21 protein-coding genes are annotated in these 26,021 nt (G+C 62.6%); 12 read left to right on the forward strand and 9 right to left on the reverse strand.

The genetic code is table 11. The annotated features are described in order from the left end of the window. Positions 1–59: 59 nt before the first annotated feature. Both EDF58_RS21950 and EDF58_RS21955 read right to left on the reverse strand, forming a co-directional pair. Positions 60–1,628: an amidase gene (locus EDF58_RS21950; protein WP_132269451.1), complete on the reverse strand. Its 1,569-nt coding sequence runs from the start codon at positions 1,626–1,628 to the stop codon at positions 60–62. A 132-nt stretch (positions 1,629–1,760) separates the two neighbouring features. Then, positions 1,761–2,807 carry an ornithine cyclodeaminase gene (locus EDF58_RS21955; RefSeq protein ID WP_207913098.1) on the reverse strand — a complete coding sequence of 349 codons (1,047 nt, stop codon included), beginning with the start codon at positions 2,805–2,807 and terminating at the stop codon, positions 1,761–1,763. Positions 2,808–2,951: 144 nt separating this feature from the next. Between EDF58_RS21955 and EDF58_RS21960 the strand changes: the two genes are divergently transcribed. Further along, positions 2,952–3,392, forward strand: a complete 441-nt coding sequence (locus tag EDF58_RS21960; protein WP_132269454.1) for an Lrp/AsnC family transcriptional regulator — start codon at positions 2,952–2,954, stop codon at positions 3,390–3,392. 265 nt (positions 3,393–3,657) lie between these two features. On the opposite strand, the gene EDF58_RS26470 is transcribed toward EDF58_RS21960, so the two are convergent. Then, positions 3,658–3,900 (reverse strand): hypothetical protein, encoded by a 243-nt coding sequence (locus EDF58_RS26470; protein ID WP_243654435.1) that lies wholly within the window; start codon positions 3,898–3,900, stop codon positions 3,658–3,660. A 51-nt stretch (positions 3,901–3,951) separates the two neighbouring features. Here EDF58_RS26470 and EDF58_RS21965 point away from each other — a divergent pair, with 51 nt between their 5' ends. After that, positions 3,952–6,792: an amidohydrolase family protein gene (locus EDF58_RS21965; protein WP_243654436.1), complete on the forward strand. Its 2,841-nt coding sequence runs from the start codon at positions 3,952–3,954 to the stop codon at positions 6,790–6,792. Between the two features lie 211 nt (positions 6,793–7,003). Here EDF58_RS21965 and EDF58_RS21970 read toward each other — a convergent pair whose 3' ends face one another. After that, positions 7,004–9,763, reverse strand: a complete 2,760-nt coding sequence (locus EDF58_RS21970) for a TonB-dependent receptor (RefSeq protein WP_243654437.1) — start codon at positions 9,761–9,763, stop codon at positions 7,004–7,006. A gap of 175 nt (positions 9,764–9,938) precedes the next feature. Between EDF58_RS21970 and EDF58_RS21975 the strand changes: the two genes are divergently transcribed. Together EDF58_RS21975 and EDF58_RS21980 are read left to right on the forward strand one after the other, a co-directional pair. Further along, positions 9,939–11,615 (forward strand): amidohydrolase, encoded by a 1,677-nt coding sequence (locus tag EDF58_RS21975; protein WP_132269458.1) that lies wholly within the window; start codon positions 9,939–9,941, stop codon positions 11,613–11,615. Beyond that, a complete protein-coding gene (locus EDF58_RS21980) occupies positions 11,612–12,214 on the forward strand; it encodes an FMN-binding negative transcriptional regulator (protein ID WP_132269459.1) in 603 nt (200 codons plus the stop codon). Before EDF58_RS21975 ends, EDF58_RS21980 begins: the two co-directional genes overlap by 4 nt. Positions 12,215–12,230: 16 nt before the next feature. Here EDF58_RS21980 and EDF58_RS21985 read toward each other — a convergent pair whose 3' ends face one another. Continuing rightward, a complete protein-coding gene (locus EDF58_RS21985) occupies positions 12,231–13,625 on the reverse strand; it encodes a PLP-dependent aminotransferase family protein (RefSeq protein ID WP_243654438.1) in 1,395 nt (464 codons plus the stop codon). A 545-nt stretch (positions 13,626–14,170) separates the two neighbouring features. After that, positions 14,171–15,073, reverse strand: coding sequence for a LysR family transcriptional regulator (locus tag EDF58_RS21990; RefSeq protein WP_132269462.1), 903 nt, complete (start codon positions 15,071–15,073; stop codon positions 14,171–14,173). Positions 15,074–15,188: 115 nt separating this feature from the next. Between EDF58_RS21990 and EDF58_RS21995 the strand changes: the two genes are divergently transcribed. The 7 genes from EDF58_RS21995 (at position 15,189) to EDF58_RS22020 (ending at position 20,830) form a co-directional block, all read left to right on the forward strand. Beyond that, the gene (locus EDF58_RS21995) at positions 15,189–15,989 is read left to right on the forward strand and encodes a type 1 glutamine amidotransferase domain-containing protein (protein ID WP_132269464.1); all 801 of its coding nucleotides are present in this window, start codon (positions 15,189–15,191) and stop codon (positions 15,987–15,989) included. Positions 15,990–16,060: 71 nt separating this feature from the next. Beyond that, positions 16,061–16,354: a putative quinol monooxygenase gene (locus EDF58_RS22000; RefSeq protein ID WP_132269465.1), complete on the forward strand. Its 294-nt coding sequence runs from the start codon at positions 16,061–16,063 to the stop codon at positions 16,352–16,354. A gap of 10 nt (positions 16,355–16,364) precedes the next feature. After that, entirely contained in the window at positions 16,365–16,499 is a 135-nt protein-coding gene (locus EDF58_RS26670) for a hypothetical protein (RefSeq protein WP_279388337.1), read from the forward strand. Positions 16,500–16,623: 124 nt separating this feature from the next. Next, complete coding sequence (locus tag EDF58_RS22005; RefSeq protein ID WP_132269467.1) at positions 16,624–17,769, forward strand: alkene reductase; 1,146 nt, start codon at positions 16,624–16,626, stop codon at positions 17,767–17,769. Between the two features lie 50 nt (positions 17,770–17,819). Beyond that, a complete protein-coding gene (locus tag EDF58_RS22010; RefSeq protein ID WP_132269469.1) occupies positions 17,820–18,578 on the forward strand; it encodes an alpha/beta hydrolase in 759 nt (252 codons plus the stop codon). Positions 18,579–18,634: 56 nt separating this feature from the next. Next, positions 18,635–19,375, forward strand: a complete 741-nt coding sequence (locus tag EDF58_RS22015; RefSeq protein ID WP_132269471.1) for an SDR family oxidoreductase — start codon at positions 18,635–18,637, stop codon at positions 19,373–19,375. A gap of 39 nt (positions 19,376–19,414) precedes the next feature. Further along, positions 19,415–20,830: an NAD-dependent succinate-semialdehyde dehydrogenase gene (locus tag EDF58_RS22020; RefSeq protein WP_132269473.1), complete on the forward strand. Its 1,416-nt coding sequence runs from the start codon at positions 19,415–19,417 to the stop codon at positions 20,828–20,830. A 204-nt stretch (positions 20,831–21,034) separates the two neighbouring features. Here the strand turns inward: EDF58_RS22020 and EDF58_RS22025 are convergent, their stop codons facing one another. The 3 genes from EDF58_RS22025 to EDF58_RS22035 all read right to left on the reverse strand — a co-directional run bounded on the left by EDF58_RS22025 (position 21,035) and on the right by EDF58_RS22035 (position 25,152). Further along, entirely contained in the window at positions 21,035–21,973 is a 939-nt protein-coding gene (locus tag EDF58_RS22025) for an HAD family hydrolase (RefSeq protein WP_132269474.1), read from the reverse strand. Positions 21,974–22,016: 43 nt separating this feature from the next. Continuing rightward, positions 22,017–23,579 (reverse strand): arylsulfatase, encoded by a 1,563-nt coding sequence (locus EDF58_RS22030; RefSeq protein WP_132269476.1) that lies wholly within the window; start codon positions 23,577–23,579, stop codon positions 22,017–22,019. A 343-nt stretch (positions 23,580–23,922) separates the two neighbouring features. Continuing rightward, the gene (locus tag EDF58_RS22035; RefSeq protein WP_132269478.1) at positions 23,923–25,152 is read right to left on the reverse strand and encodes an MFS transporter; all 1,230 of its coding nucleotides are present in this window, start codon (positions 25,150–25,152) and stop codon (positions 23,923–23,925) included. A gap of 106 nt (positions 25,153–25,258) precedes the next feature. Here EDF58_RS22035 and EDF58_RS22040 point away from each other — a divergent pair, with 106 nt between their 5' ends. Continuing rightward, positions 25,259–25,873: a TetR/AcrR family transcriptional regulator gene (locus EDF58_RS22040; protein ID WP_132269480.1), complete on the forward strand. Its 615-nt coding sequence runs from the start codon at positions 25,259–25,261 to the stop codon at positions 25,871–25,873. Positions 25,874–26,021: the final 148 nt, after the last annotated feature.

Consider the following 26,021-nt stretch of genomic DNA (forward strand, 5'->3'; position numbering starts at 1 on the left):
GGCTCCAACAGCCTCGACATCTCGATCCTCCGGCGATCAAGTTTGATCTTGATTTGGAATTACCTCGAACCGTTTAGCACCGAGGGCAAGCTTTGCGCGATCCACGGCGACGCCTTCTCGTAAGCATTGCCCACTTGCAGAACAGCCAGATCGGCATGTCGCCTGCCGATGATCTGAAGGCCGATAGGCAGCTTTAGCGCGCCGCCGAAGCCCGCCGGCACCGCCAGCGCAGGAAGCCCGGCCATCGTCGCTGGCAGAGTTACTTCCATCCACCGATGATAGCTGTCCATGGCCTTACCCGCGATCTGTGTCGGCCAGTGCTCGCTCACGTCGAAGGGAAAGACTTGTGCGGTGGGCAGCACCAGAAAGTCGAAGTGCTCGAACGCGGCATCGAATGCGTTGTAGATGCGGGTGCGGCCTTCGGAGGCAGCGGCCAGCTGCGGGCCGGTCAACTTCATGCCGCCCTCAACTTCCCAGATCGCTTCCGGCTTCATCTGCGCACGCTTAGTGGGATCGTCGTAGAATGCCTGGAGGTCTGCTCCGACCGACCACAGGCGCAAAGTCTTCGCGGTTTGCCACATGTCTGCGGCAGGCTCGGCCAGCCTCGCGGCTTCCACTTGCATGCCGATCGCTTCGAACGCCTTGAGCGCCTTCGTGCAGGTTTCCATGATGCCTGCTTCCATCGGCAGCTCGCCGCCGAGATCCCCGAGCCATCCGATCCTGCCGCCCTTCCAGTCCCGATCGAGAGATCCCGCGAACAGGGCTGGATCGTCTCCAAGCGAAAACGGCGCTCGGACATCGCCCCCCGCTTGCACGGACAGTAGCATGGCAAGGTCGGCCACAGTGCGGCCCAGCGGACCGGAAGTGGCGAAATTCTGCCAGAACAGGTCGCTGTTGGGAACGGATGGAACGCGGCCGAACGAAGGGCGCAGGCCGAAGACATTGTTCCAGCCCGGCGGGTTGCGCAGCGATCCGCCGAAATCGCTGCCATCGGTCACTGGAAGCATACGAAGCGCCAGTGCCACTGCGCCGCCACCGGTGCTGCCGCCTGCTGCCTTGCCGTGAGCATAGGCATTGTGGGTCGTGCCGAAGAGCGGATTGTAGCTATGTGAGCCGAGCGCGAATTCAGGAACATTGGTCTTGCCGACGAAGAGCGCGCCCGCCTTGCGCATCCGCGACACGACTAGGCTGTCGGCAGCCGGAATATTGTTGCGCAGGATCGGCGATCCCTGCGTGCTGGCGATGCCTTTTACCGGTGCAGTATCCTTCACAGCATGGGGAAAGCCATGAAGCGGCCCATGGAAGCGACCGGCGGCGGCATCCTCGTCCATTGCAGCTGCCTGTCGCAGCAGGGAATTGCTGTCCACGCGCGAGACGATGGCGTTGAAGCGCGGGTTTAGCCTCTCGATTTGCGCCAGATGGGCCATCATAACCTCGCGGCTTGACAGGTCCTTGCGGTGGATCGCGTCGGATAAGTCGGTCGCGGTCATCATGACGATTTCGTTGCTGACGGCAGCGGAAGCAGCTTTCGCGAAAGCGGGCGCGGCGGCAGTCGTCAGCGCGACGGGCGCCGAGGCCAGAACCTTGCGGCGGCTTACCGTCACGCAGTCAAGGATCGTTTCGCCCATCGTAGTCGTCTCCAATCTCAGGTCAGCCGCTTCTTCACTGCGACAGATGCACCGTAAAGGTCCAAGTTCGTATGGCGGCGCGGGACCATGCCCGCTTATTCCATTCTTTGCCGGCCAAGCCCTGTGGTCAGGTCAGGCCGCGCGCTGCAACATGCCGAACAAGTCGCGCGGGTCGTCGGGATCGGCGATGATGTCCAGTTGCTGGAAGAAATCCGTGCCGTCCAGCTTGCTTAGGAGGTAGCGCAAGGCGGAGAAGTCTTCGATCGCGAAGCCGACGCTGTCGAACAGGGTGATCTGGCGGGCGTCGGTCCGGCCCTGCGCCTGGCCGGACAGAACCTTCCAGAACTCGGTTACCGCGTAAGAGGCATCCATCTGCTGGATTTCGCCCTCGATGCGGGTCTGCGGCTCGAACTCCACGAACGTGGCCGCGCGCCCTAGGATGTCTTGGTGCAACTCGGTCTTGCCGGGGCAGTCTCCACCGATCGCGTTGATGTGGATTCCGGCGCCGACCATGTTGTCCGACAGAATCGTGGCATAGGCCTTGTCTGCCGTACAGGTAGTAATGATCTGCGCGCCTTCGATTGCCTCCTGGGAAGATGCGCAGGCGACAATCTTCAATCCCGCCCCGGCGAGGTTACGCACGGTCTTGCTGGTAGCCTCGGGGTCGATGTCGTAAAGGCGCACTTCGCCGATGCCGACGATTGCCTTCATGGCCAGCGCCTGAAATTCGGCCTGCGCGCCATTTCCGATTATCGCCATAACGCGCGAATCGGCGGGAGCGAGGTGGCGTGCCACCATTGCCGATGTAGCGGCGGTACGCAGCGCCGTCAGCAGCGTCATTTCGGTCAGCAGCAGCGGATAGCCGGTGTCCACACGCGCGAGCAGGCCGAAGGCCGCTACGGTCTGCAGGCCTCTGGCGGTGTTTCTGGGGTGGCCGTTGACGTACTTGAAGGCATAGGCGTCGCCGTCGGAAGTCGGCATCAGCTCGATCACCCCTTCCTGCGAGTGAGAGGCCAGCCGGGGCGTCTTTTCAAACAGCGACCAGCGCAAATAGTCGGCTTCGATCTCCGCGGAGAGGTCACGCAATACATGCTCGATTCCGAAATGATGGATGAGCCGCATCATGTTCTCGACGCTCACGAAGGGAATGTAGGCAAGCGGTGAAGGGGGCGGGGCCATAATCTGTCCTTTGCTGGAATAAGCGAGGCCAGCCTAGACCGAGGTTATGGTGGTAAAAATCGCAAAGATGGCTTGCAGACTGCAAGTTTTTGAGCAATTTTAATCGTATCTTTGCGCAACCTGCGTAGACGGAACCCTCTCGCCTTGTCCTCCCCCGCCAAGCTTATTCCCGACGACCTTGATCGGCGGATCATCGCTCATTTGCGCGCGGATGGCCGCGCGTCGGTGTCCAAACTGGCAGACGCCTTGGGCGTGGCGCGCGGTACGGTGCAAAACCGGCTCGACCGCCTGACCGACACCGGAACGCTTCTTGGCTTCACGGTGCGCGTGCGCGACGACTATGAGGATCTGTCCGTGCGCGCGGTGATGATGATCGAGATCACCGGCAAGTCGACCACCCAAGTAATTCAGAAACTGCGCGGTATTGTCGAGATCCAGACGCTGCACACCACTAACGGCAACTGGGATCTGGTGGCGGATATCCGCACCTCCAGCTTGTCCGAGTTCGACCGGGTGCTACGGCAGGTGCGCATGATCGAGGGGGTGCTGAACAGCGAGACCAGCCTCTTGCTAAGCACGGTCTGACACTGGCGCGGCGACTGGACCCGTCACGCTTTCGCCAACTGGATGTTTCGCAAAAGGCGCGGCAACGCGAAAGAAAGCCAGAGCATAAGGCGCGAAAGGTAATGCAGTGAAAACATGGCTGGCGGATACGGCGCTTCTAGCAAGTATGGCACTGTCTGCCAGCATCTTTGCGGCAGGAACCGCGGCGGCGGACACATTGCCGCCGCTGACCGGCCGGCTGATCGAGTACGATACCCGACAAGTCACCTGGCCCGCGCTTGACGTATCACCCGATGGGCGCACCATTCTGTTCGATCTGCTGGGCGACATCTACGCGCTTGCCTCGGAAGGCGGGAAGGCGCGCGCGGTTTTTACAGGCGATGCCTTCGAGACGCAGCCTGTATTCTCTCCCGATGGCCGCCAAATCGCTTTCGTCAGCGATCGGGACGGCCGCGAAAATCTCTGGATTGCCGATGCCGACGGCACGAATGCCCGGCGGATCTCCCAGGAAGAATACGGCGCGCCGCACTACGGCTCGCCTGCGTGGTCGCCGGACGGCAGGAGGCTCTACGTGTCGCGCATGATCTGGGGCGTGCTGGCGTTCGAGCTGTGGTCCTTCGATGTCGCGAGCGGCCAGCACGAAGTGCTGGTGAAAGCGCAGCCTAACGGTGACGACCCCCATCCGCAGCGGCGAAATGCGATGGGCGTTGTCGCTTCGCCGGACGGCAAAAGCCTCTACTACGCCACCAAGGCGGGAACGACGTGGAGCAGCGGCGCCCTGCCCCATTGGACCATTGCGCGCTTCGACCTTGCCACCCGTACGCAGCACGCTGACTTGACGATCCCCGGCGGGGGGATGCGTCCAGTCCTCTCCCACGATGGCCGCCTGCTCGCTTACGTCACTCGCGAGCACGAGCGTACCGTGCTGCGTCTGCACGATCTGAAGACAGGAACCGATCGGAAACTGCATGGCCCGCTCGATCCCGATGGGCAGTCCGGCGGTTACTACGTCGACCTGATGCCGCGCATGGCTTTTGCTCCTGACGACAAGGCCATCTACGTCGGTCTTGACGGCGGCCTGAAGCGGCTCGACGTCACCTCGGGCGCTATCGCAGACATTCCGTTCGAGGCTCATGTGCGGCATGAGATGCCGCTGCCGCTGCGCCGCCAGTATCGGGTGAACACAGGGCCCGTCCACGTCCGGGTGATCCAGACGCCCCGCCTTTCGCCAGACGGCCGACAAGTGGTCTTCGGAGCCGTGGGCCGCATATATGTCGCCGCCAACCGAAAAGGTGCAAAGCCGCGCCGTCTCAACGTGCCGGGCTCCGCGTGGCAGCCAAGCTGGTCGGACGACGGGCGCTTCATCACGTACGTCACCTGGACCGCGAAGGAAGGCGGGCATGTCTGGATCGCGGCGGCGGATGGCAAGACCCTGCCCCGCCGGATCACGACGCAGACGGCATTCTATTCCGAACCCCTGTTCCTGGCTGGCGGCAGGGACGTGGTCGCATTTTCGGCCAGCCAGCGCGACCGCCTTTACCGCACCGCCGAAAGTCTCGGTCCCTTGCCCTCGACGCTGGTGCGGGTACCGGTTGACGGCGGCGAAGCAACCAGGCTGGGCGAAGTCGGCGCCGCGATGGACCTGCGGCGCGACCCCGATCCGGAGCGCGTGCGCTATTACTCGGACGGCTGGATATCATCCCGCCCAGTCGTCGGGCAAGGCGGGGCAAGGCATCTGGCGAAGCTGGTAGCCCGTCCCGACAGCCAATATTTTGATGCGCCTGCTCCCCTCAAGAACGCGCAATTGAGCGCCGACGGCCGCACGGCGCTAGTACGCCTCGCCTCGCAGCTGTATCTGGTACCCGTACCGCCGGCGCAGAACGGCGCGGCGCCGACTGTAAACGTCAGCGACCCGGCGTCGAAGGCGCGGCGGATCACTGCTATCGGCGCGGACTACATGGACTGGGCTCCTGACATGCGCTCGCTGCTATGGTCCGTCGGCGCCACGGTGCGGCAACTACCTGTGGATGCTGCCCGAAGTGGCGGCCCCGCCGTCATCGAGCAGCGCGCCGGCGGCCATGTCCTGGATGTGGTGTTGCCGCGCGATGTGCCCAGGGGCAGGTTGCTGCTGCGCGGGGCGCGGATCGTCACGATGAAGGCCGAAGAGGTCATCGACAATGCCGATCTGCTAATCGAGAACAACCGAATTGCCGCGCTCGGTCCGTGCGGGACCCTCAAAATACCGGCGGGCACGCAAGTGCGCGACGTGACCGGCAAATTCATCATTCCGGGCTTCATTGATGCACATGCCCACTGGTTCGAAACGCGCCGCCGCATCCTGGACATCGGCCATTGGGATTTTGCTGCGAACCTCGCCTACGGCGTGACGGCAGGACTGGACGTGCAGACCTTTGACCCTGACGTGTTCGGCTATGCCGACATGATCGACGCGGGGCTGATGCCGGGTCTGCGTGCTTTCTCCACCGGCGAAGGCGTGTTTCGCAACAGCCCGATGGACAGCCGAGAGGATGCCATTGCTACGCTGCGACGCTATTCTGATTACTACAAGACGCCCAACATCAAGCAGTACATGGTCGGCGACCGGGCACAGCGCCGCCACTTGATCGAAGGCGCACAGGCGCTCGGCCTCATGCCCACCACCGAGGGCGCCAGCGATTACCGGCTCGACGTCACGCAGATGCTGGACGGCTATGCCGGCAACGAACATAGCCTACCGATTGCACCGCTCCATGACGACATGGTTCAGATGCTGGTGCGCTCCCGGTTGTCAACGGTGCCGACGATTCTTGTGCTCTACGGCGCACCGAGCGCCATGGGCGCGATGGCGGCAGGGCATCAGCAGGATTTCGACGGCAAGCTGGGGCGGTTCGTCCCCGAATTCGCTTTCGCTGCGAAGCGCGATTCCGTTACGTGGAACCGGGCGGAAGGGCAAGGCTTCGCACTTTTTGCCAGGCAGGCCAGCGATATCGGCAAAGCCGGCGGGTTGCTCGGTGTCGGCGCGCACGGCGTCGTGCAGGGGCTGTCCTTTCATTGGGAGCTGGAAGCGATGGCCTCCGGCGGCGCAAGCCCCTTACAAATCCTGCACGCCGGAACCATTGGTTCGGCCGAGGTAATCGGGCGGGCACTGGACCTGGGCTCTATTGAGCCGGGCAAGCTGGCGGACCTTCTGGTGCTGGACGATGACCCCACCACTGACATTCGCAACACCCGATCCCTGTCGCTGGTGATGCAGAACGGCCGCCTCTACGATGCCGCGACGCTTGACGAGGTATGGCCGCGTTCCCGCAAGCGCGAGGCGCAGTGGTTCGAGGAAATGAGCCAGCACGATGTCGCTCTCGCGGTTCGCACCGCTGCCGACTTCGATGAAAAGCAGGGCAACGCGGCGTCCTTCGAATACTGAGGCCGCTCCCCTCCTGATATGAGGGGATCCATGCTTAAACGGCGGAGCTGCGCAGGCGAATAGCCGCGTATTGTATGGCGATGCTGGGCGCGCTTGGCCTGCTTCAGGGCCCGTCCATGACGGGGCACTCGATCTCCCGCGTGCCCCGATCCCACATCTTGCAGGCGGCCCCCTCCCCATTTGCGGCGGCGAAAGCGAAAAGCGTGCGGCCTCAGAATTCCAGGCGCGCGCCGATCGTCATGTAGCGTCCAATCACGTCGTAGTAAGGCGAGAAAGCGGAACTAAGCGGAGGATCCTTGTCAAACAGGTTGGCCACGTTGCCGTAGACCTCGAAGGATTTGCCCCCATTGCCGAACGGCACTTTCTGGCTCAGTTGAAGGTCGATATATGTATAAGCAGGAATGCGGTTGTTGGTGATCGGCGTGGCGCTGGTGCGGTTCCAATAGCCCGACGAGATGTAACGCGCACGCACCAGCCCGCTGAATCCATCGCTGGAATAGCCGATCGAGGCATTGGTACGAATGCGCGGCACGCCGTTGACGAAGGCATAGCCTTGCGATTTCACGTACTCGATCTTGGTCGTCCCGTCGTCGGTCGTGAAATGATTCACCCAGGTGCCGACGAGGCGGAAGATCACTCGGCCGCTCGCCTCGTTCTCGACCGGCAGGGTATAGGCAATTTCAGCGTCGACCCCGTCGGTCCTGAACTGCGACAGGTTGACCTGCGAAGACGCGACGCTGGCTATCCGGCCGGTCGCGTCGCGTGTGATGTAGTCGCAGAGGCTGGTGTTACCACCCTGGCAGCGGTCGACAAGGACTTGCGCGCCGATGCTGGTGATGACGTCCTTGATCTTGATATTGAAGTAGTCGACTGAAGCAGTCAGGCCGCGCAGGGGAGCAGTGGTCACGCCGGCGGTCCAGGTGTCCGACTTTTCGGGCTGGAGAGCGGCGTTGCCGCCGCCGTAGACGAGCACGCTGCGGCTGCCTTCATCCGCGAATTGCGGATCGACGACGTTGACGTAGCTGACCGTTCGGTTCGAGTAGAGTTCGCTAATGTTGGGCGCGCGGATGTCCCGCGAACGGGTGACGCGGCCGATCACGCCGGGAAGGAACTCGTTGGTGGCGCCCAGCTTCCACGACCATACCGTGCCGCTGGTGCTGTAGTCCGACACGCGCACGGCTCCGTTCAGCTCCAGCTTTTGAAGCACCGGAACGTCCTTGATCAAAGGCACGATGATTTCGCCGAACGCTTCTTTCACGTCGTACTTGCCGCGAAGTGATGTAAAATAGAACGTCGAGAACGCGCGCGCGGCGTCAAGTTCCCCGACCTTGGTATTCGTCGAAAGGCTGCGTCCTTCTGCGCCGATCGCGATCGAGACGGGCCCGGCGGGGAGGTCGAAGGGCTCCCCGCGCAGCGAGACCCCGTATGTATCCAACTTGTTGAGACTGTTCGAACGCGGCGTGCCTGTGACGTAGTCGATCGCTGCTTGCGACGGCGCGCCTTCTCCGAACAGGTTCAGTGGCACGCAGCCTGCCGCGCCTGAGCGGCAAACGGCATTTCCCGTCAAAGGGTCAACCACTGCGTCGACTGCGTTCGCGAAGTTCTGTGTCAGCAGGAAACCGGGAGTGTTGATCTTGTTGCGGTACTGCCCATGGCTGTAATAGGCCGAGTAGCGCCAGCGCCCGCCACCGAAGCTGCCGTCAAGGGCGAGTGTGCCCTGCACGCTGCGGCGATCGAGATCGATGGTGCTGTAGGCCAGGTCCGCATTATAGCGCGCCATGGTGAAGCTGGTCTGCCCGGCGGCGGCCATTGCCTGCCGGATGGATTCGTTCAAGAACGCGTTGTCCGAACGGATGGTGACGCTGTTCGTGTGGTCACCAAACCAAGTGTAATTGTTGTAATAGCGCGAGTAGCGGAAGTCCGCGCTGAGCTTGAGCGTGTCGGCCAGCTCATAGGAAACCTTGGCAAGTGCGGCGTAACGCTTCTGCGGGGTGATGAGCGGGCTGCGCTCATCGTCCGAGGGGCCCTCACCGCCAATCATGTTAGTACCGACCACAGTGCCGATATCCGGCACGCGCAAAGTGCCATCGGGGTTGAAGCCGTACCCGCGTAGTGCGCCCGAGGTGATGTAGCCGCCGATCAGGCGCGTGGCATGGCCAACGTCGGGGGTCAGCGCATTGCGCACGGTAGCAAAGCGCCCGGTGTTCTTGCGGTCGGTCTTCTTGAGGACGCCCTTGTTGTCGACGAACTCGCCCCCGATCACAAGGTGGCCGCGACCGCCTGCGAAACTTGTGCCGTACTTGCCTTCGTACCTCACCTGCCCGGCATCGCCGCGCGACGAAATTCCGCCTTCCGCGCCGAGGCGGATACCTTCGTAATCCCCATCGACAATCATGTTGACCACGCCCGCAACCGCGTCCGATCCCCAAGCCGCGGAAGCACCCCCAGTCACGATGTCCACGCTTTTGACCATGATCGAAGGGACGGTGTTAAGATCGTTGTCGCTGACAAGCCTGCGACCGTCCACGAGAACAAGCGAGCGAGTCTCGCCCAGACCGCGGATGTTGATGGGAAAGCGGCCCGCCTGCGCGTTGGTCCCAGAGGTCTGCGGTGACTGCGAGGCCTTGAACTGGGGGAGGTCAGCCAGAGCTGCACCAATGTTGGGCCGGCTGACGATCTGCAAGTCTTCCTGAGTTACATGGAGCAGCGGCGTAGGCGATTCATAGCCCGGGCGGTCGATGCGCGATCCGGTGACGACGATGTCGCCTTGTCCGGAAGCGGCACTTTCGCCGGAGCCAGTCTGCGTTTTGGCCTGCGCGAATACCGGCGTGGCAGATGCACTGAGTGCGATGAGAGCCGTACCAGCCAGAATCGACCGGCGGCGTGCGCGGAGAAGCTGTTCCATTATTTGAGATCCCTGATCATGCGGTCGCCCTCGGGAGCGATCTGACTTTGCCTCGCGGCACGACAAAGGATGAAGCGCAAGCGCGGCCCCTGCGGAACATCCACTTTCGTGAAGTCGATGGGTCCAATGCTCCGGGCCCGTCAGTCCCGTTGGACCCTTGGTCCTGTCCGATGTTGGATGTTGGCGGTAGCGAGCCGAGAAGGGATGAGAATGCTCACATGGAAATGGCAAGGGGAACACCATGTTCGATCGTCGTCGGTTTATTGGATCCGGCGCTGCTCTCGCGGCGATGGCCACGCCGTTCGCGCGGCAAGCCTTCGCTGCAGATGCGCCGTTGGACTGCGCGCTGGTCGGCGGCACGGTCTGGACAGGAACCGGCGCCAGCTCGGACGCCATCGGCATCATCGGCGACCGCATCGTCGCGGTAGGGGCGGGAGCGGTGAAGGCGCGCACTGGCGCTTCCACCCGGATTGTCGGCCTGCAAGGCGCCTTCGCTTTGCCAGCTTTTACCGACAACCACACGCACTTCCTGATCGGTTCCAACACGCTGTCACGCCCGGACTTGCTCAATGTGAAAGACCGGGCCGAGTTCGTGGCCCGCATCGGTGCGGCGGTGAAGGCCCATCCCGGCCAATGGCTGCTTGGCGGATCGTGGGACGAACAGCGGATCGGAGGCGACCTGCCCACACGCGAATGGATTGACGCGGTCAGCCCCAACACCCCGATTGCCGTACCGCGCACTGACCTGCACAGCTATCTTTGCAACTCGCTGGCCTTGCGCCTGGCGGGTGTAACGCGTGAAACGCCGGATCCGGCAGGCGGGGTCATCGTACGGGATGCAAAGGGCCAGCCGACCGGCGTCCTGAAGGACAACGCCAAGGCGCTCGTCGACCGCGTGGTTCCGCCGCTGACACCCGCCCAACTCGAAGCCTCGCTGCGCGGCGGGATTGCCCATGGCCTGGCGCACGGGGTCGCGCAGGTCCATGTTCCTGATCCGTTCGACTGGCACTGTTTCGACGCTCTGCGCCGCCTGCGCGCCAAAGGCGAGACAGACATGCGCTTCTACAACTTCGTACCGCTACATGACTGGGAAAAAATCGCCGAGCTGGTAAGGGCCGAAGGTCGCGGCGACGACTGGCTGCGCTGGGGCGGGGTGAAAGCACTAGTTGACGGCTCGCTCGGTGCACGCACTGCGCTGTTCCACGATCCCTATACTGATGATCCGCGAACACGCGGTGTTAGGGTGATGCCGCTTGCCGAACTTCGCGAAGCGGTGCCCGCCGCCGATCGCGCGGGCCTCCATGTCACGGTTCACGCCATCGGTGACGAGGCGAACGACGATATCCTTGACGTCTACGCCGAAGTGGAGGCGCTGAACGGCGCGCGCGACCGCCGCTTCCGCGTCGAGCATGCTCAGCATGTGGCACCCACCACTATTCCGCGCTTCGCGAAGCAGAAGGTGATTGCTTCTGTCCAGCCCTATCACGCCATTGACGATGGGCGCTGGGCTGTGAAGCGTATCGGCGAGAAACGTCTGAACGGCACTTATGCCTTCGGCTCACTGATCACGAGTGGAGCGACGGTGACATTCGGTTCCGACTGGCCGGTCGCCCCTCTCAGCCCCCTGGCAGGCATCCATGCCGCCGTCATGCGGCAAACCATCGATGGCGCCAACCCGGATGGCTGGCTGCCTGACCAGAAAGTTACGGTAGAACAGTCGCTTACTGCCTACACTTCTGCAAATGCCTACGCCGGCTTTCAGGAGGACCGGCTCGGGCGGATCGCGCCAGGTTTCCTGGCTGACATCACGGTGCTCGACAGCGATCCAACCATCATCGATCCGGAAAGGTTGCCGGACGTGGAAGTATTGCGCACGATTGTCGGCGGCCAGGACCGCTACACAGGAGCCGGTGCATGAGCCGTTGGTCCCCGCGCAATGCCGGCGAGATAGCAGCGCTGGTTGCGCGTCACCCTCTTGCATGGATGGTCTCCGCAGCGCCCTCGTTCCACGCGACGCCGTTGCCGCTGGTCGCGGATCTGGCGAGCGACGGAAGCATCGCTGCACTTGTTGGCCACTTTGCCCTGGCCAATCCTCAGGTCGCGGCGCTGCGAGATCAGCCACGCGCGCTTGTCCTGTTCCAAGGAGCCCAGGGGTATATCTCGCCTGAATTGGTGACGCAGCCGCAATGGGCTCCGACCTGGAACTACGCTGTGGCACGCTTCGAGGTAGATGTATGCTTCGCGCCCGAAAGGAACGGCGAGGCTCTCGATCGCCTGATCGCGCACATGGAAAACGATCACCCCGGCCGCTGGACGGTGGCGAGAATGGGTGAGCGCTATGAACCGATGAGCCGCCATATCGTCGCATTCCGGGCCACTGTGCTATCCTGCGATGCGACGTTCAAGCTCGGCCAGGACGAACGTCCGGAAAGTCTTGCCCAAATTATCGCCGCACATCCCGATGCGGGACTGACGGCGGCGATGCGGGAGGCGAACGAGCCGCCTTCTACATGCTAACCGACGACGAGCTTCCTTAGTCCACCACCGAGCGCATTACATCCAGCGCCCGGCGTGCTTCATGCTGGTCCAGGCTGGCGAATCCGATCCGCAGGCCGCGCGGCGCGCCCTCACGGGTCTTGAACGAGCGGGATGAGGCAAACCGAAGGCCCGCTGCTGCTGCGCCAGCCTCGATCCGGTCCAGCATCGCTTCCGAGGCGAAGCGCAACCAGAAGGCAAGACCGCCAGGCGGCATGTCGTAGCTCACCCGCTCGCCTAGCGTGGCGTCAAGCGTTGCGGCGAACGTGGTGCGCCTTTGGGCGTAGATTTGGCGCACTTTGCGTGCATGTCGACTGAGTTCACCGCTGACGATCAGTTCGGCAGCGGCGGTTTCGGTCAGGGTGTTGCCCATGCCGTCCACTAATGAAATCACATGGGCCAACGCCTCGATCACCTCGACGGGCGCGGCGATGTAACCGATGCGCAGCGCCGGCAAAAGCAGCTTGGACAACGATCCCGCGTAGATCACACGCCCCGGCGCATAGGCCGCCATCGGTAACAGCGGCTGCGATGCAAAGTGAAACTCGTGATCGTAATCATCCTCTATCACCGCAAAACCGAACTGTCGGGCCAAGTCCAGCAGGCGCAGCCGCCGTTCCGGTCGCAGGGCCACGGTAGTCGGGAATTGGTGATGCGGCGTCACGAACACCGCAGCCACCCGATTGCGACGGCAAGCCAGTACCACGTCTTCAAGGCATATGCCGTCTCGATCAAGGCCCACCGGCACGATCTTCGCGCCGCGAGCGGCGAAGGCCGCGACGGCAGGCTCGTAAGTCAGTTCCTCTACGATCACCGCATCTCCGGGACGGATGAGCAGGCTGGCGGCGAGGAATATGCTGTTCTGGCTGCCGCGCGTGATGCAGATGTTTTCGGCCGTTACCGGCAGACCCCGCTGGCTTTTGAGCATTTCGGCCACGCTTTGGCGCAGCACCGGGGCGCCGCGTGGGTCGCGGTACTGCAGGCCGTTCGTGCGTACTAGCCTCTGGGCGGCCGCGCGATATGCGCGGGAGAGGAGCTCCACCGGGAACAACCGTCCATCTGGCGCGCCCTCGTCCAGCTTCAGACCCGGACCATCAGGCAGTGCCAGAGGGTGCTCTGGACCGCCGATGAAGCGGTACTCGGCGCGGGCGGTCTCGCCGCGGCCCTGGGGAGCAAGGGAATGACCCAGATCAGGCAGCGCGGTTGACACCATCGTACCACGCGTTCCCGCCGACGAGAGCCAGCCCTGAGCGATAAGATCCTCGTAAGCCAAAACCACCGTCTTGCGGTTGATGCCTAAGCTGACGGCCAACTCGCGGCTGCTGGGCAAGTAGCTGCCCGACGTCAGCCGACCGCTTTCGATATCCCTGATCACCGCTTGGATGATCTGCATGTAGATCGGTTCGTTACGTCCGGCGTCGATGCGTTGACTGAGGCTTATTTGCCAAGGACGGAGCATGGTCAGCGGGCGGCAAGCGGACGATTATTCATCCCGAAGGTTTAGCCAAGCCACGCGGCTCTTGGCAACTGTCTGCTCGGCGCAGTCTTGATGTCCTTCGGGTCAAATGCATAGCCTGCCCCGAACATCTGCCATGGAGATCTGGCACTGAAGAGAATGGACGAAGGCGGCGGGCTTTATCGGAGCCGCACCGCTACTGTGGTGATTTCGCGTGTGAACGGAAGGTCCTAGTCGTGGCGCGACTTGCACGTTGGTTCGATAAATGCTTCGCAATCAAAGCGTTCGCGACTACGTCATCCTTGCTTTCCAAGAGCTGTTTTCGGTTCACCAAATTGCGAATGAACCTGAACGACCTAGGTTGGGACAGCTCCGTCGTTCCCACCATGATTTGCGGATGTCGGCTTACGACCAAGGCGGGACACGCACACGAATACCCGTCACATTGATCAGACTGGAGAGGAGCGCTGTAAGGGGGCAACCTAGGCTGACAACTCTCGCACGATCTCGGCGATTAGCCCTCTCAACCAGCGATGGGCCGCGTCCTGTCGGTACCGGACATGCCAGGCCATCTCGACCGGGAACGTGCCCAGATCTACCGGTGCGGGAAGGATCTTGAGGCGATGATCCTGTTGCAGCCGCCTGCAGATCAGAGACGGGAGCGTTGCACAGTAGTCTGTGACGGCCACCATCTCGGCGACCGCGAAGAAGTTGGTCACTGAGATCGCGACCTCACGCTTGAGTTCCTGCTGTGCGAGCGCTTGGAATAGCCCCGCCCGCATCCGGCCTGGCGGTATGATGTTGACGTGCTTGAGCGTCTCGAACTGCACGCGGGTCATCGCATCGCCTACAGTGGGATGATCCGCCCGCACCGCACAGGCGAGGCTCTCGTCCATAAGGTGCTGGACGACGAGATTGTCGGGGGGATCGACAATGCGGCCGAGTACCAGCGCGGTGGTGCCTGACACGATGCCGGTCTCAACCAGATCGTTGCCATAGGGCGTCAGACGAAGCTTGATGCCGGGTGCGACCTGCTGAAGCCGGGCGACAATAGCGGGCACGAGGACGAACTCGACGTAGCCGTTGGGCGCTATCGTGAAGACCCGCTGCGCCTTGGCGGGATCGAAACCCTGCTGGCCCAGCACCGTATCATCGAGCTTCGCCAGCGCATCGGCGATCGCGGGTGCGAGTTCCAGTGCGACGGCAGTGGGCTGAATCCCGTACCGCTCGCGGATGAACAGTTGATCCTGGAGCATTAGGCGCAGCCGCGAGAGCGCGTTGGATAGCGCCGGTTGCGTCATCCCGACGCGTTCGGCTGCGCGCGTCACGCTGCGCTCCTCCATCAGGGCGACGAAGATCGGGAGCAGGTTGAGGTCGTATCGCATACAGACATGCTCTAGAGCGTATATCTGAAATCAAGACAATAAACTTCTGGAATATGTCGGAATGGGCCACTTTGCACTGGTCCGCAGCGAATGCGGTGAGACAATGGAGGCTCAGATGACCAAGACGAAAGTGCTCTTCCTCGGATCCAACGCCACGCAGATTGAACTGCGCGGCGGGGGCTCGGCTACGATCGGCCAGTACCTCAACGAGACGGTGGTGCCCGCAATGGCGCTGATCGAGGCCGGTTACGATGTCGTGCTCGCCACACCCGACGGCACAAAGCCTCACATCGACGAAGCATCGGATACGGTGCAGCATTTCGGAGGCGACCAAGCCGCCTATGAGCGCGGCCGACACTTCTTTGCCGAGCACCCGGCCATGAACGAGGTTCGCACCTTTGCCTCGGTCATCGAACAGGGGCTGGACAAGTTTGCAGGCGTGTTCGTCCCCGGCGGCCATGCTCCGGCGGTCGACGTAATGCAGAGCGGCGAGGCGGGCGCCATCCTGCGCCACTTCCATGCGGCGGCCAAGCCGACCGGTCTGCTCTGCCATGGCCCTGTCGCGGTCGTTGCCGCCCTGCCCGACCCGGCAAAGTACCGGGCGGCCCTGATCGAGGGCGACGACGCCAAGGCGGCCGACCTTGCGAAGGACTGGATCTATGCGGGCTACCGCATGACGGTCTTCTCGGCGAGCGAAGAGAAGATCGCCGAAGAGCACCTGCTGAAGGGCGAATTGTACTTCGACATGCCCAAGGCCCTGAGGCTGGCAGGCGGCGAGGTTTCGGCCGCTTCTGAAGATTTTGCCGCCAACGTGGTCGTTGATCGCGAACTGATCACGGGCCAGAACCCGGCCTCCGATCACGCGGTCGCAAAGGCCATGATCGCGGCGCTCGGCGGCCCGCAGACGGCGGCATGAGCACGCGCATGACAGGTGGCGCGCTGCGGATGCGCGCCACCAAGTCCACCCATTCATCAAGGATTATCCCTATGACCAACCCTGTGAAGATCGTCGCCGTCCTGACCGCCCGTCCCGGCGCTGCCGATCAGCTCCGTACCCTGCTCGACGGCATGCTCGTCCCGAGCCGGGCGGAAGCCGGCAACTTGCGGTATGATCTCTGGCAGGACCAGAACGAGCCCACGCGTTTCGTGCTGGACGAGCTCTACGCCAGCTCTGAGGCGGTTGCCGCGCACCGCGCGACCCAGCACTTCCAGGCTTATCTCGCCGCGATCGGCGATCTTGCCGAGCGGACTGCCTTCGTCCTCGATCCCGTTTCGGCCTGAGAAGGCCGCGATGCGCAACCTGAAGCACTGGATCGGCGCCGCGCTGCTCGCGCAGCCCTTCTACGCACAGGAAATCCAGTTGATTGGATTTCTGGCGCAGACATGGCGCCTCGGGTTACCGCAACGCCTGCGATCACGGCGTTAACCGCGCCACCATCCAACGAGACCGCAACAAAATATCGCCTCCGTCCCGCGCTGCCGGACTGGAAGGAGCAATGCCGCGCGCCTGCGAAAGGCACCGGTTGATCCACGTATTCCAGGAGATCATGATGACCCGCCACCCCGCTCTGTTCACCCCTGTCCCGCTCGGCCGGCACACCTTGCGCAACCGCATCGTGCTGCCGCCTCTGACTCGCCAACGCGCCGCCCAGCCCGGAGACGTGCCGACCGCCCTGATGGCGCGCTATTATGCCCAGCGCGCCGGCGCAGGCTTTATGGTCAGCGAAGGCACGCAGATCGAACCGCGCGGCCAAGGCTATGCCTGGACCCCTGGCATCTACAGCGAAGCCCAGATCGCAGGGTGGCGCGAAGTGACCAAGGCCGTCCATGCCGAAGGTAGCGTAATCTTCGCCCAACTCTGGCATGTCGGACGTGTTTCGCACGCCCAGTTGCACGGCGGAGCGCCGGTCGCCCCGTCGGCAATCCCGGCCGAGAAGGTCAAGGCCTTCATCGAAACAGCGCCCGGCACCGGCGAACTGGTCGCGCCATCTCTGCCCCGCGCGCTCGAGGTTGCTGAAATCCGCGAATTGGTGTCGCTCTACGTTCAAGGCGCCCGCAACGCGATCGCGGCCGGCTTCGACGGCGTCGAGATCCACGCCGCCAACGGCTATCTGGTCAACCAGTTCATCTCGGCGCACGCCAACCGACGCGAGGATGCTTATGGCGGCTCGATCGAGAACCGCTTGCGCTTCCTGCGCGAGATCGTCGCTGCGGTTTCCGACGCGATCGGTGCGGATAGGCTGGGCGTGCGCTTCACCCCGCTGTTCGAAAGCACCGATGTCGATCGCGTCTACATCGGGTTGGTCGAGCCCGATCCGCATCAGACCTATATTGCCGCGATCAAGCTGCTGGAAGAGTTCGGCGTCGCCTATCTCTCGATTGCGGAAGCGGATTGGGACAACGCGCCGGACCTCCCGTTCTCCTTCCGAGAGGCGGTTCGCGCGGCCTTCAGCGGGCGCATCCTCTATGCGGGCCGCTACACCGCGCAGCGTGCCGAGGATCTGATCGCTAGCGGTCTCGCCGATCTCGTCGCCTTCGGCCGCCCGTTCATCGCCAATCCCGACTTGCCAGCGCGGATCGCCCATGACTGGCCGCTCAATCCGCTACGTCCCGAGACGCTCTACGGCGGCGGGGCGGAAGGACTCACCGATTATCCTGCCTACGTTCCGAGCGGCGTCCGTTCGGTCGCCGCCTGATCCTTACCACAGTCAGCCACTCGCAAGATCGGGTGCACCGGAGATGTACGATGAAGAATATCCATGCCTTGCTGGGCGCCGCTGCGTTGATCGCATTCCCGGGCCTCGCCGCCGCCGCACCTGCAACCCCCGCCGTGCACAACGTGGTCCTCGTCCATGGCGCCTTCGCGGACGGATCGGGCTGGCAGCCAGTCGCCGAGATCCTGGAGAAGGACGGCTACACCGTCAGCATCGTCCAGGAGCCCGAAACCTCCTTGGCCGATGATGTCACCGCGACCAACCGTATCCTGGACCGTGTTCAGGGCCGCGCCGTGCTGGTTGGTCACAGCTATGGCGGCGCGATCATCACCGAGGCGGGAAACAACCCGCACGTAGCGAGCCTGGTCTATGTCGCCGGCTTCGTGCCTGACGAGGGCGATACGATCCTCTCGCAGATCCAGAAGAACCCGCCCGCCGCGACGAGCATCGCACCGACCTCTGACGGCTATCTGCTCGTCGACCCGGTCCGCTTTGCCGCCGATTTTGCCGCCGACCTGCCGCCTGCCCAGTCCTGTTTCATGGCAATCTCGCAAGTGCCGTGGAACAAGGCGATCCTGTCCACGCCCATCTCCGCTCCGGCGTGGAAGTCGAAGCCGGCCTACGGGATCGTCGCGCAGCAGGACCGCATGATCAATCCCGACCTCGAGCGCGCGATGTACCGCCACGCCGGCGTCAGCGTGACCGAGATCAAGGGCAGTCACGCCGTCTTCATCTCGCAGCCACGCGCTGTGGCCGACGTGATCGAACAGGCGGCCCGCGCGAGCCGCTGATCGAAGAACGGGCGGCGGCAAGCCGCCCTCAACCCCCATGCAAAGAGGAAAACGACATGACTGAGGGTATCGCAAACAAGGTCATTCTCATCACCGGTGGCAGCACCGGGATCGGCGCCGAGACCGCGCGCCTGCTCGCAAGCCGCGGCGCCAGGGTAGCGATTGCCGCCCGCCGCAAGGACAAGCTCGACGCGGTGGTCGCCGAGATCGCGGCGGAAGGCGGCGACGCTCGCGCCTACGCCCTCGACGTTACCGACAAGGCGCAAGTGGCAACTGTCGTGGCAGATATCGTGGCCGATTTCGGCCGGCTGGACGTCCTCATCAACAACGCCGGGCTGATGCCGATCCGCCCCATGGCCGAGGCCAATACCGACGAGTGGGACGCGATGATCGACGTCAACCTCAAGGGCACGCTCTACGGTATCGCGGCGGCGCTTCCGCGCTTCCTTGCCCAGAACAGTGGCCACATCATCAACCTGAGCTCGGTCGCAGGCATCAAGGTCTTCGCGCCGGGCGGCACGGTCTATTCCGGAACCAAGTTCGCGGTAAGCGCGATCACGGAAGGGCTTAGGCAGGAAGTGGGCGAAACGGTACGCGTCACCGCCATCGAGCCCGGCGCAGTGGAAAGCGACCTCAAACTCGGCACCTCGGGCACCGCGACCGATACGGTGATGGACTTTTACCGGCAGGCGATCCCAGCCAGTTCGGTCGCGCGCGCCATTGCTTATGCGATCGAGCAGCCCGCCGATGTTGGCATCAACGCTATCGTCATCCGCCCCACTCGCCAGAATTTCTGACAGCCCTAGCAGCCCTGCCCCCGTCCTCAGGAGCCCACGATGTCCGACACACTGACCAACGCCGCCCAGATCTTCGCATCCGAAGCCGTATCCCGCGACCCCGCCACCGACGCGCTGATCGCGCGCTACCCCTATCAGAACCCTGATGAGGTCGAGGCCGTCCTCCAGGCCGGTGCCGCCGCTTATCGGCTGTGGCGGGAAACCCCGATGAAGGAGCGCGTTGTCACCTATCACCGGCTTGCTGCGACGCTGCGCCAGCGCTCGGAGACGCTGGCCGCTCTCATCACGTCCGAAATGGGCAAGCCGATCGAAGCGGCCCGCGCGGAAGTCGAGAAGTGCGCTGCGACGATCGAATGGATCGCAGACAACGGCCCCGCCATCCTGGCCGATGAGCCCGTGTCAATCGAAGGAGGCGATCTGGTCCACATTTCCTACCTGCCGATCGGCACGATCCTGGCCGTCATGCCCTGGAATTTCCCGCTATGGCAGGTAATCCGGGCGTCCGGGCCGATCATGCTCTCGGGCAACGGCTTCCTGCTCAAACACGCGCCCAACGTGATGGGATCCGCCTTTGCCTTGGAGCAGGCCTATGAGGCGGCCGGCTTTCCGAAGGGGCTGTTCGCCCATCTCAGCACCGATAACGAGACGGTGGCTCGCGTGATCGAGGATCCGCGCATCGCAGCCGTCACGCTGACCGGCAGCATGCGGGCGGGCGCAGCCGTGGCCGCCACCGCCGCGAAGGCACTCAAGAAAAGCCTGCTCGAACTGGGCGGCAGCGACGCCTTCATCGTGCTGGCAGACGCGAACATCGATCTGGCGGTGGAGGCGGCGATCCAAGCCCGGTTCCAGAACACGGGTCAGGTCTGCCTCGCGGCCAAGCGCTTCATCCTGGAACGACCCATCGCCGAAGCCTTCACGGCGAAGTTCGTGGCAGCCGCGCGGGACCTGAAGATGGGCGATCCGCGCGATCCCGCCACGAAGATCGGCCCCATGGCGCGTAAGGATCTTCGCGCGGAACTTCACGGCCAGGTCCAGCGCACCCTTGCACAAGGCGCGACGCTTCTGCTGGGCGGGTACGAAGTCGAGGGAACGGGGAACTTCTACGCCCCGACCGTCCTCGCCGATGTAGCCCCCGGAATGGCAGCGTTCGACGAGGAGACGTTCGGCCCGGTCGCGGCGCTGACGATCGCCGATGATCTTGAGAATGCCATCCTGCTCGCCAACAGCAGCGACTATGGCCTGGGTGGCAATCTGTGGACCGCCGATGTCGCCAAGGCGCAGCGGATCGCCCGTCGGCTCGAAACCGGCGGCGTGTTCATCAACGGCTTCAGCGCTTCAAATGCCCGGATCCCGGTCGGCGGTGTCAAGAAAAGCGGATACGGACGCGAACTGTCGCAATTCGGCCTGCGCGAGTTCACGAACGCCCAAACCGTCTGGGCGAAAGCCCATCGCTGAGGATTGAAGCGTCCCGGGTTTTCCGGAGGCTCCGAACTGTGAGAAGGAGCATCCGGTATGAGCAAGATGGGAAACAGATCCCGCCTGAGTTCCATGACGGCGCGGTGCGAATGGTCGGTGCGGCGTCGTGGGACTTAGACGAGGTTCATTGCCGAGAGCGGAATGGCAACTTAACGCAGCATGCCGAACATGGGACTCTCGAATTCATTCTTCCCGAAAAGAACATTGTTCAGCGTAAACTTCGTTCCAGTCATTTTTGAGACTGACCACCGTAATCCCGAACTCTTCCGCGCGATCGAGAGCCTCTGCTAAAGGGCTGACGGCAAATTCCCGATCGTAAGCAAACTCCCGCTCCCCATCGTCGTGGTGAAGCAGGAGAGCCAGTCGCAGGCCGCTTCCCGATAAGGTGTATCTAAGCATCGCGAGATCGCCGTCGGAGTTCCCAAATGCGAAGATCGGCCGGCGTCCTATATGAAGAGCGATGTTCTGCACCTTAGCTTCCCGGTCATCAAAGCTTTGCAGTTCAGCGAGTTTCAGCAAACTCACTTTCCCGTCGGAGACTTCCATTCGGGTCCTGACGCTGGAGCCAACAACCTGCGAGCGAGCGATCCCGTAGACCTCTTCAGAGAAAGCACGAATGAGGTCGATCCCCCCTCCTGACACGATAAAAACGCGGAAGCCATTCTGCCGTAGATATTCCATGAGCTCCAGCTGCGGGCGATACACCAGATCGACGAAGCGTTGCCCGTTTGCCGGATTGCGGGCGTGAACCAGCCAATCGCGCGCATGCGAATGGAAATCGTCTTCGGTCATGCCCGCGTGTGCGATTGACGCGACTTCAAAAAAGCCTTGCTTTCCAAACTCCTTGATTGTGCCAATATCGTGTTCGAGGAACGCTTTGTATGGCTGGCGCGCTTTCAGGTCTGGATCTTCGTCCGCCATCTTTTGAAGCTGATCCCGCCCAAAAAAGAATTGGGTTTGAAGGGGCTGTTCGCACCACAGAGTGCCATCATTGTCGAACGTCGCGATCCGATCTTCCGGCGGGACAAATTCGCTTCCATCCGGGTTGGTCACGCATGCAATGAACTGAAGGATTGCAGTCTTCGCCGCTCCGTCAGCCCAAGTGGAAAGAGGAGTTGTCATTGGTTTTCTCCAGCCCCGGCTAAAGTGCTAACAGCGGCTGTGGCTAGCCTTGTGCAGCTTCCCCCCCCGCGGCGCCGGCGCCGGCCGAGAGTTTTGCCAAGGCGTCGTCGATAGTGAAGCTGTCAGGGTGTTGGGCGGGAGGGAACTCCGCGAAGGTCATCGCGAATTTCGCCGCCACGTCTTTGATATAGTACATGAAATAGACGTGACGAATGAACCATTCGTAGTAGGTGTTGGATGTCACATCCGCAAATTCAAATGGGTCCGTGCGCAAATTGTAGAGCTTCGGGACGCGCAGCTCGGTGAATGGCTCTGCCCAAAGCTGCATCGTACCCTTGCACCGCTGTTCGAGGAACACGGCCTTCCAATTGTGCGCACGCATAGCAACGATGTGGCCGTCGTCGTCGAAGTAGACGAAGTGCTGGCGCGGCGACTTTTCCTCTTCGCCGGTAAGGTAGGGCAGGAGATTATAGCCGTCGAGGTGTGCCTTGAACGTTTTTCCGTTGGCCTCAACGCCGCCTTTCTTGAGCTTTTCCTTGATATCAGGATCGCCGGCAGCAGCCAGGAAGGTGGGCAGCCAGTCGTTGTGGCCCACGATCTCGTTGGAAATCGTGCCGGCGGCGATCTTGCCGGGCCAGCGGATCAGTTTGGGAATTCGAAAGGCGCCTTCCCAGTTGGTATCCTTTTCCGACCGAAAGGGCGTCATGCCGCCGTCCGGCCAAGAGTTGCGATGGGGACCGTTGTCGGTCGAGTACATGAGCAGCGTATCGTCCGCGAGACCGAGTTCATCGAGGAGGTCGAGCATCTGCCCAACGTTCTTGTCATGGTCGATCATGGTGTCGTGATAGGGCGACTGCCACAATCCCGCCTGGCCCAGGCTCTCCGGCTTGGTGTGCGTGTAGAGATGCATGTGGGTGGTGTTAAGCCAGACGAAGAATGGCTCGTCGGCCTCCTTGGCGGCGCGGATGAACGCGGAAGCCTTGTCGACGAAGTCGTCGTCGCAGGTTTCCATGCGCTTGATGTTCAGCGGGCCGGTATCCTCGATCTTCTGCTTGCCGACCCGGCCGAACCGCTCGTCCTCTGTGGGATCATCGATCTCGGTGGCGAAGGAATGCAGGACACCGCGCGGGCCGTACTTCTTGGCGAAGTTTGGGAACTGCTTGGGATCCGGATAATCGTACATCTCCGGCTCCTCCTCGGCGTTGAGGTGATAGAGGTTGCCGTAGAACTCGTCGAAGCCGTGGACTGTCGGCAGGTATTCGTTGCGGTCGCCGAGATGATTCTTCCCGAACTGGCCGGTGCGATAGCCATGGTTCTTGAGCAGTTCCGCAATGGTGGGGATTTCAGCCTTCATGCCTGCCTTGGCACCCGGGATGCCGACCTTGGTCAGGCCAGTGCGATAGCCGCACTGGCCGGTGATGAACGAGGCGCGGCCGGCTGTGCAGCTCTGCTCGCCGTAGCTGTCGGTAAAACGAATGCCCTCGTTGGCAATGCGGTCGATGTTGGGCGTGCGGTAGCCCATGACGCCGTCGCTATAACAGCTGAGATTGCTGATCCCGATGTCGTCACCCCAGATAACGAGGATATTGGGCTTTCCCTTGGGCATCTCGCAAATTCCATTCGAGTTGTGGCGCTCAATGGAAAAGTGCCCGCCTACCCCGGCTAAAAACATCAAGGAAACCCCTGACGCCCGGCAATGATAATCCTTACATCGATACTACCGGGCGCCGAAGCCCTGGTTGGTCGGCAAGGCAAGCGTATAATTCGGCCCAAGGGACGCTTGCGGTGCGCCGCCTGTCGCCTGTTGTAATGTGTTGGCAGCTTAATGGCGACGCACAGCCCCACGTGGCTTCCGCAGCCTCCTATATGGCCGCAATCGACGGGACCTGACACTCAGCACGGCGGGCCGTAACGGCGACAATAGATCGATGGGAGCCGGCGCCGACCGGTCAGTGTCCCGAGGCTGCGCCGGAATGACGGCGCGGCCCTGCGGGGAACCCGTAACCACGCGCCGACCAGGCAATCACCAGCCCGCCGATCAACAGCGTAAGCATCGCCCAGGGGAAACTTGCAGCGCCCAAGTGATCAAGCAGCAATCCGCCCAGCACGCCGCCGCCGGCGATCGCCAGGTTCCATGTCACGACGTTCATAGACAGCGCGACATCGGCCTGATCGCCCGCGGTGTCGGCCAGCGCGGTCTGGAGCAGGGTCGCAGCGCCGCCAAAAGTCAGTCCCCAGATCGCAACCCCAGCGACAATGATGACTGGCTGCGGCGTCACCAGACCAAATAGAAGCGCAATGATGGCAAAACCGGCCAGGCTGGCAAGCACGGTGGTGCGCAGATGACGATCGACCAGACGACCCGTCATCCAAATTCCTGCAAGGGCGGCGATGCCGAAGACCAGCAGCACGAGATCGACTCGTTCCGCCAAGCCCGCCGGTGCCACGAACGGCGCGACATAGGTATAGAGGATGTTGTGAGCCAGCATCCACGTCATCACTACGCCAAGGACGGGTCGGATGCCGGGCGCTGTAAATACCTTGCCGATCGAAAGGCGCGAGGATGCCTTCCGCCCGGGGTAGTTCGGCACCTTGAGCAAGACCCATCCGACGAGCAGGAGTGCCAGCAGCGACATGATGCCGAATGCCGCGCGCCAACCGACAGCGCCGCCAAGCCAGGTGCCGAGCGGGACGCCCAGCGAGAGAGCGATCGGCGTGCCGACCATCGCGATCGCCATCGCCTTCCCCTGCTGGCTTGGCTCAACCATCTGCCGGGCGAAGGCCGCGAGAAGACCCCAGCCAAGTCCCGCCGCGCAACCCGCAAGGAAACGGGCCGCCAGCGTTACGCGATAGTCCGAGGACCACGCGGTGATCCCGTTGAACATCAGGAAGCCGAAGACGGTCAGCAGCAGCACATGGCGACGGGGCCAGGCGCTGGTCAGGATCGTCAAAGGGATCACTGCCAGCACCGAACCAAGCGCGTAAGCCGTCACGAGTTGACCCGCCAGTGCGGACGAAAGTGCCAGGCTTGCGGAAATCTGCGGCAGGAGGCCGGCGGGTAAAGTCTCCGTCGCGATGCAGATGAAACCTGTCATCGCCAGAGCCGACAGCGCGCCGACGGGAAGCCTTTCGTCAGCGCGGCTCGGTGAAACAGGCGGGTTATCAATGCTAGAAGCCATGGTCCAACTCGAATTATGGATGATTCGATCCAGAAATCATCGAAAGCGCGGCGCTTGTCAACGACTTCTGGATCGAGTAGTTCAGATCTCAGATTGGAGGAGAAACATGGCCCGCACGGGACGGCCCCGCAGCTTCGATCGTGATGCCGCCGTCACAATCGCCACGCATCTGTTCTGGCAACACGGTTATGAAGGCGTGTCGTTGGACCAGTTGCGCACCGCGATGGGCGGCATCTCCTCAGCGAGCTTCTACGCGGCTTTCGGTTCGAAGGAGGCGCTCTATCGTGAGGCCCTGTCTGTTTATCTGGCCACTTATGGCCGGGTAACGGACGCGTTGCGCGACCAGACGCTGCCGCCGCGCGAGCGGATTGAGCATGCGTTGCGCCGCTCGGCCATGATGCAGACGACACCGGGTCATCCCACCGGCTGCATGGTCACGTTGTCGGCAACCATCGGTTCGGATCAGACGACCGCTCTGAAAGGACTGACGGCGACGGAGCGCCAGGCCAATCGCCAAGCGATCGTTCTTTGCGTGACCAGCGCGATCGAGAACGGGACATTGCCGGCCGAGGTGGACACAGTCGGCCTTGCCGCGATGTTCGACGGGCTCCTGCTCGGTATTTCCCTGCTCGCACGCGATGGAATGACAGGGGACGTACTCAATGGCGCAATCTCGAATGCGATGCGCGCATGGGACATGCTGGCTATCGCGCCGCGTTGACCGCCATATTACGCATGAGCATTCGCAGTGAGGTCAGCATGCTTGAGCATCCCGGGATAGCTCTTCCATAGCTGCCGCTGGCATGGCGTCGTGGCAGATTACGTGAGGCTAGAGGATGCTTGTGGCTCTGCAATAGGCAGTCGTTTGG

The sequence above is a fragment of the Novosphingobium sp. PhB57 genome, assembly GCF_004342985.1.
Taxonomy (GTDB): Bacteria; Pseudomonadota; Alphaproteobacteria; order Sphingomonadales; family Sphingomonadaceae; genus Novosphingobium.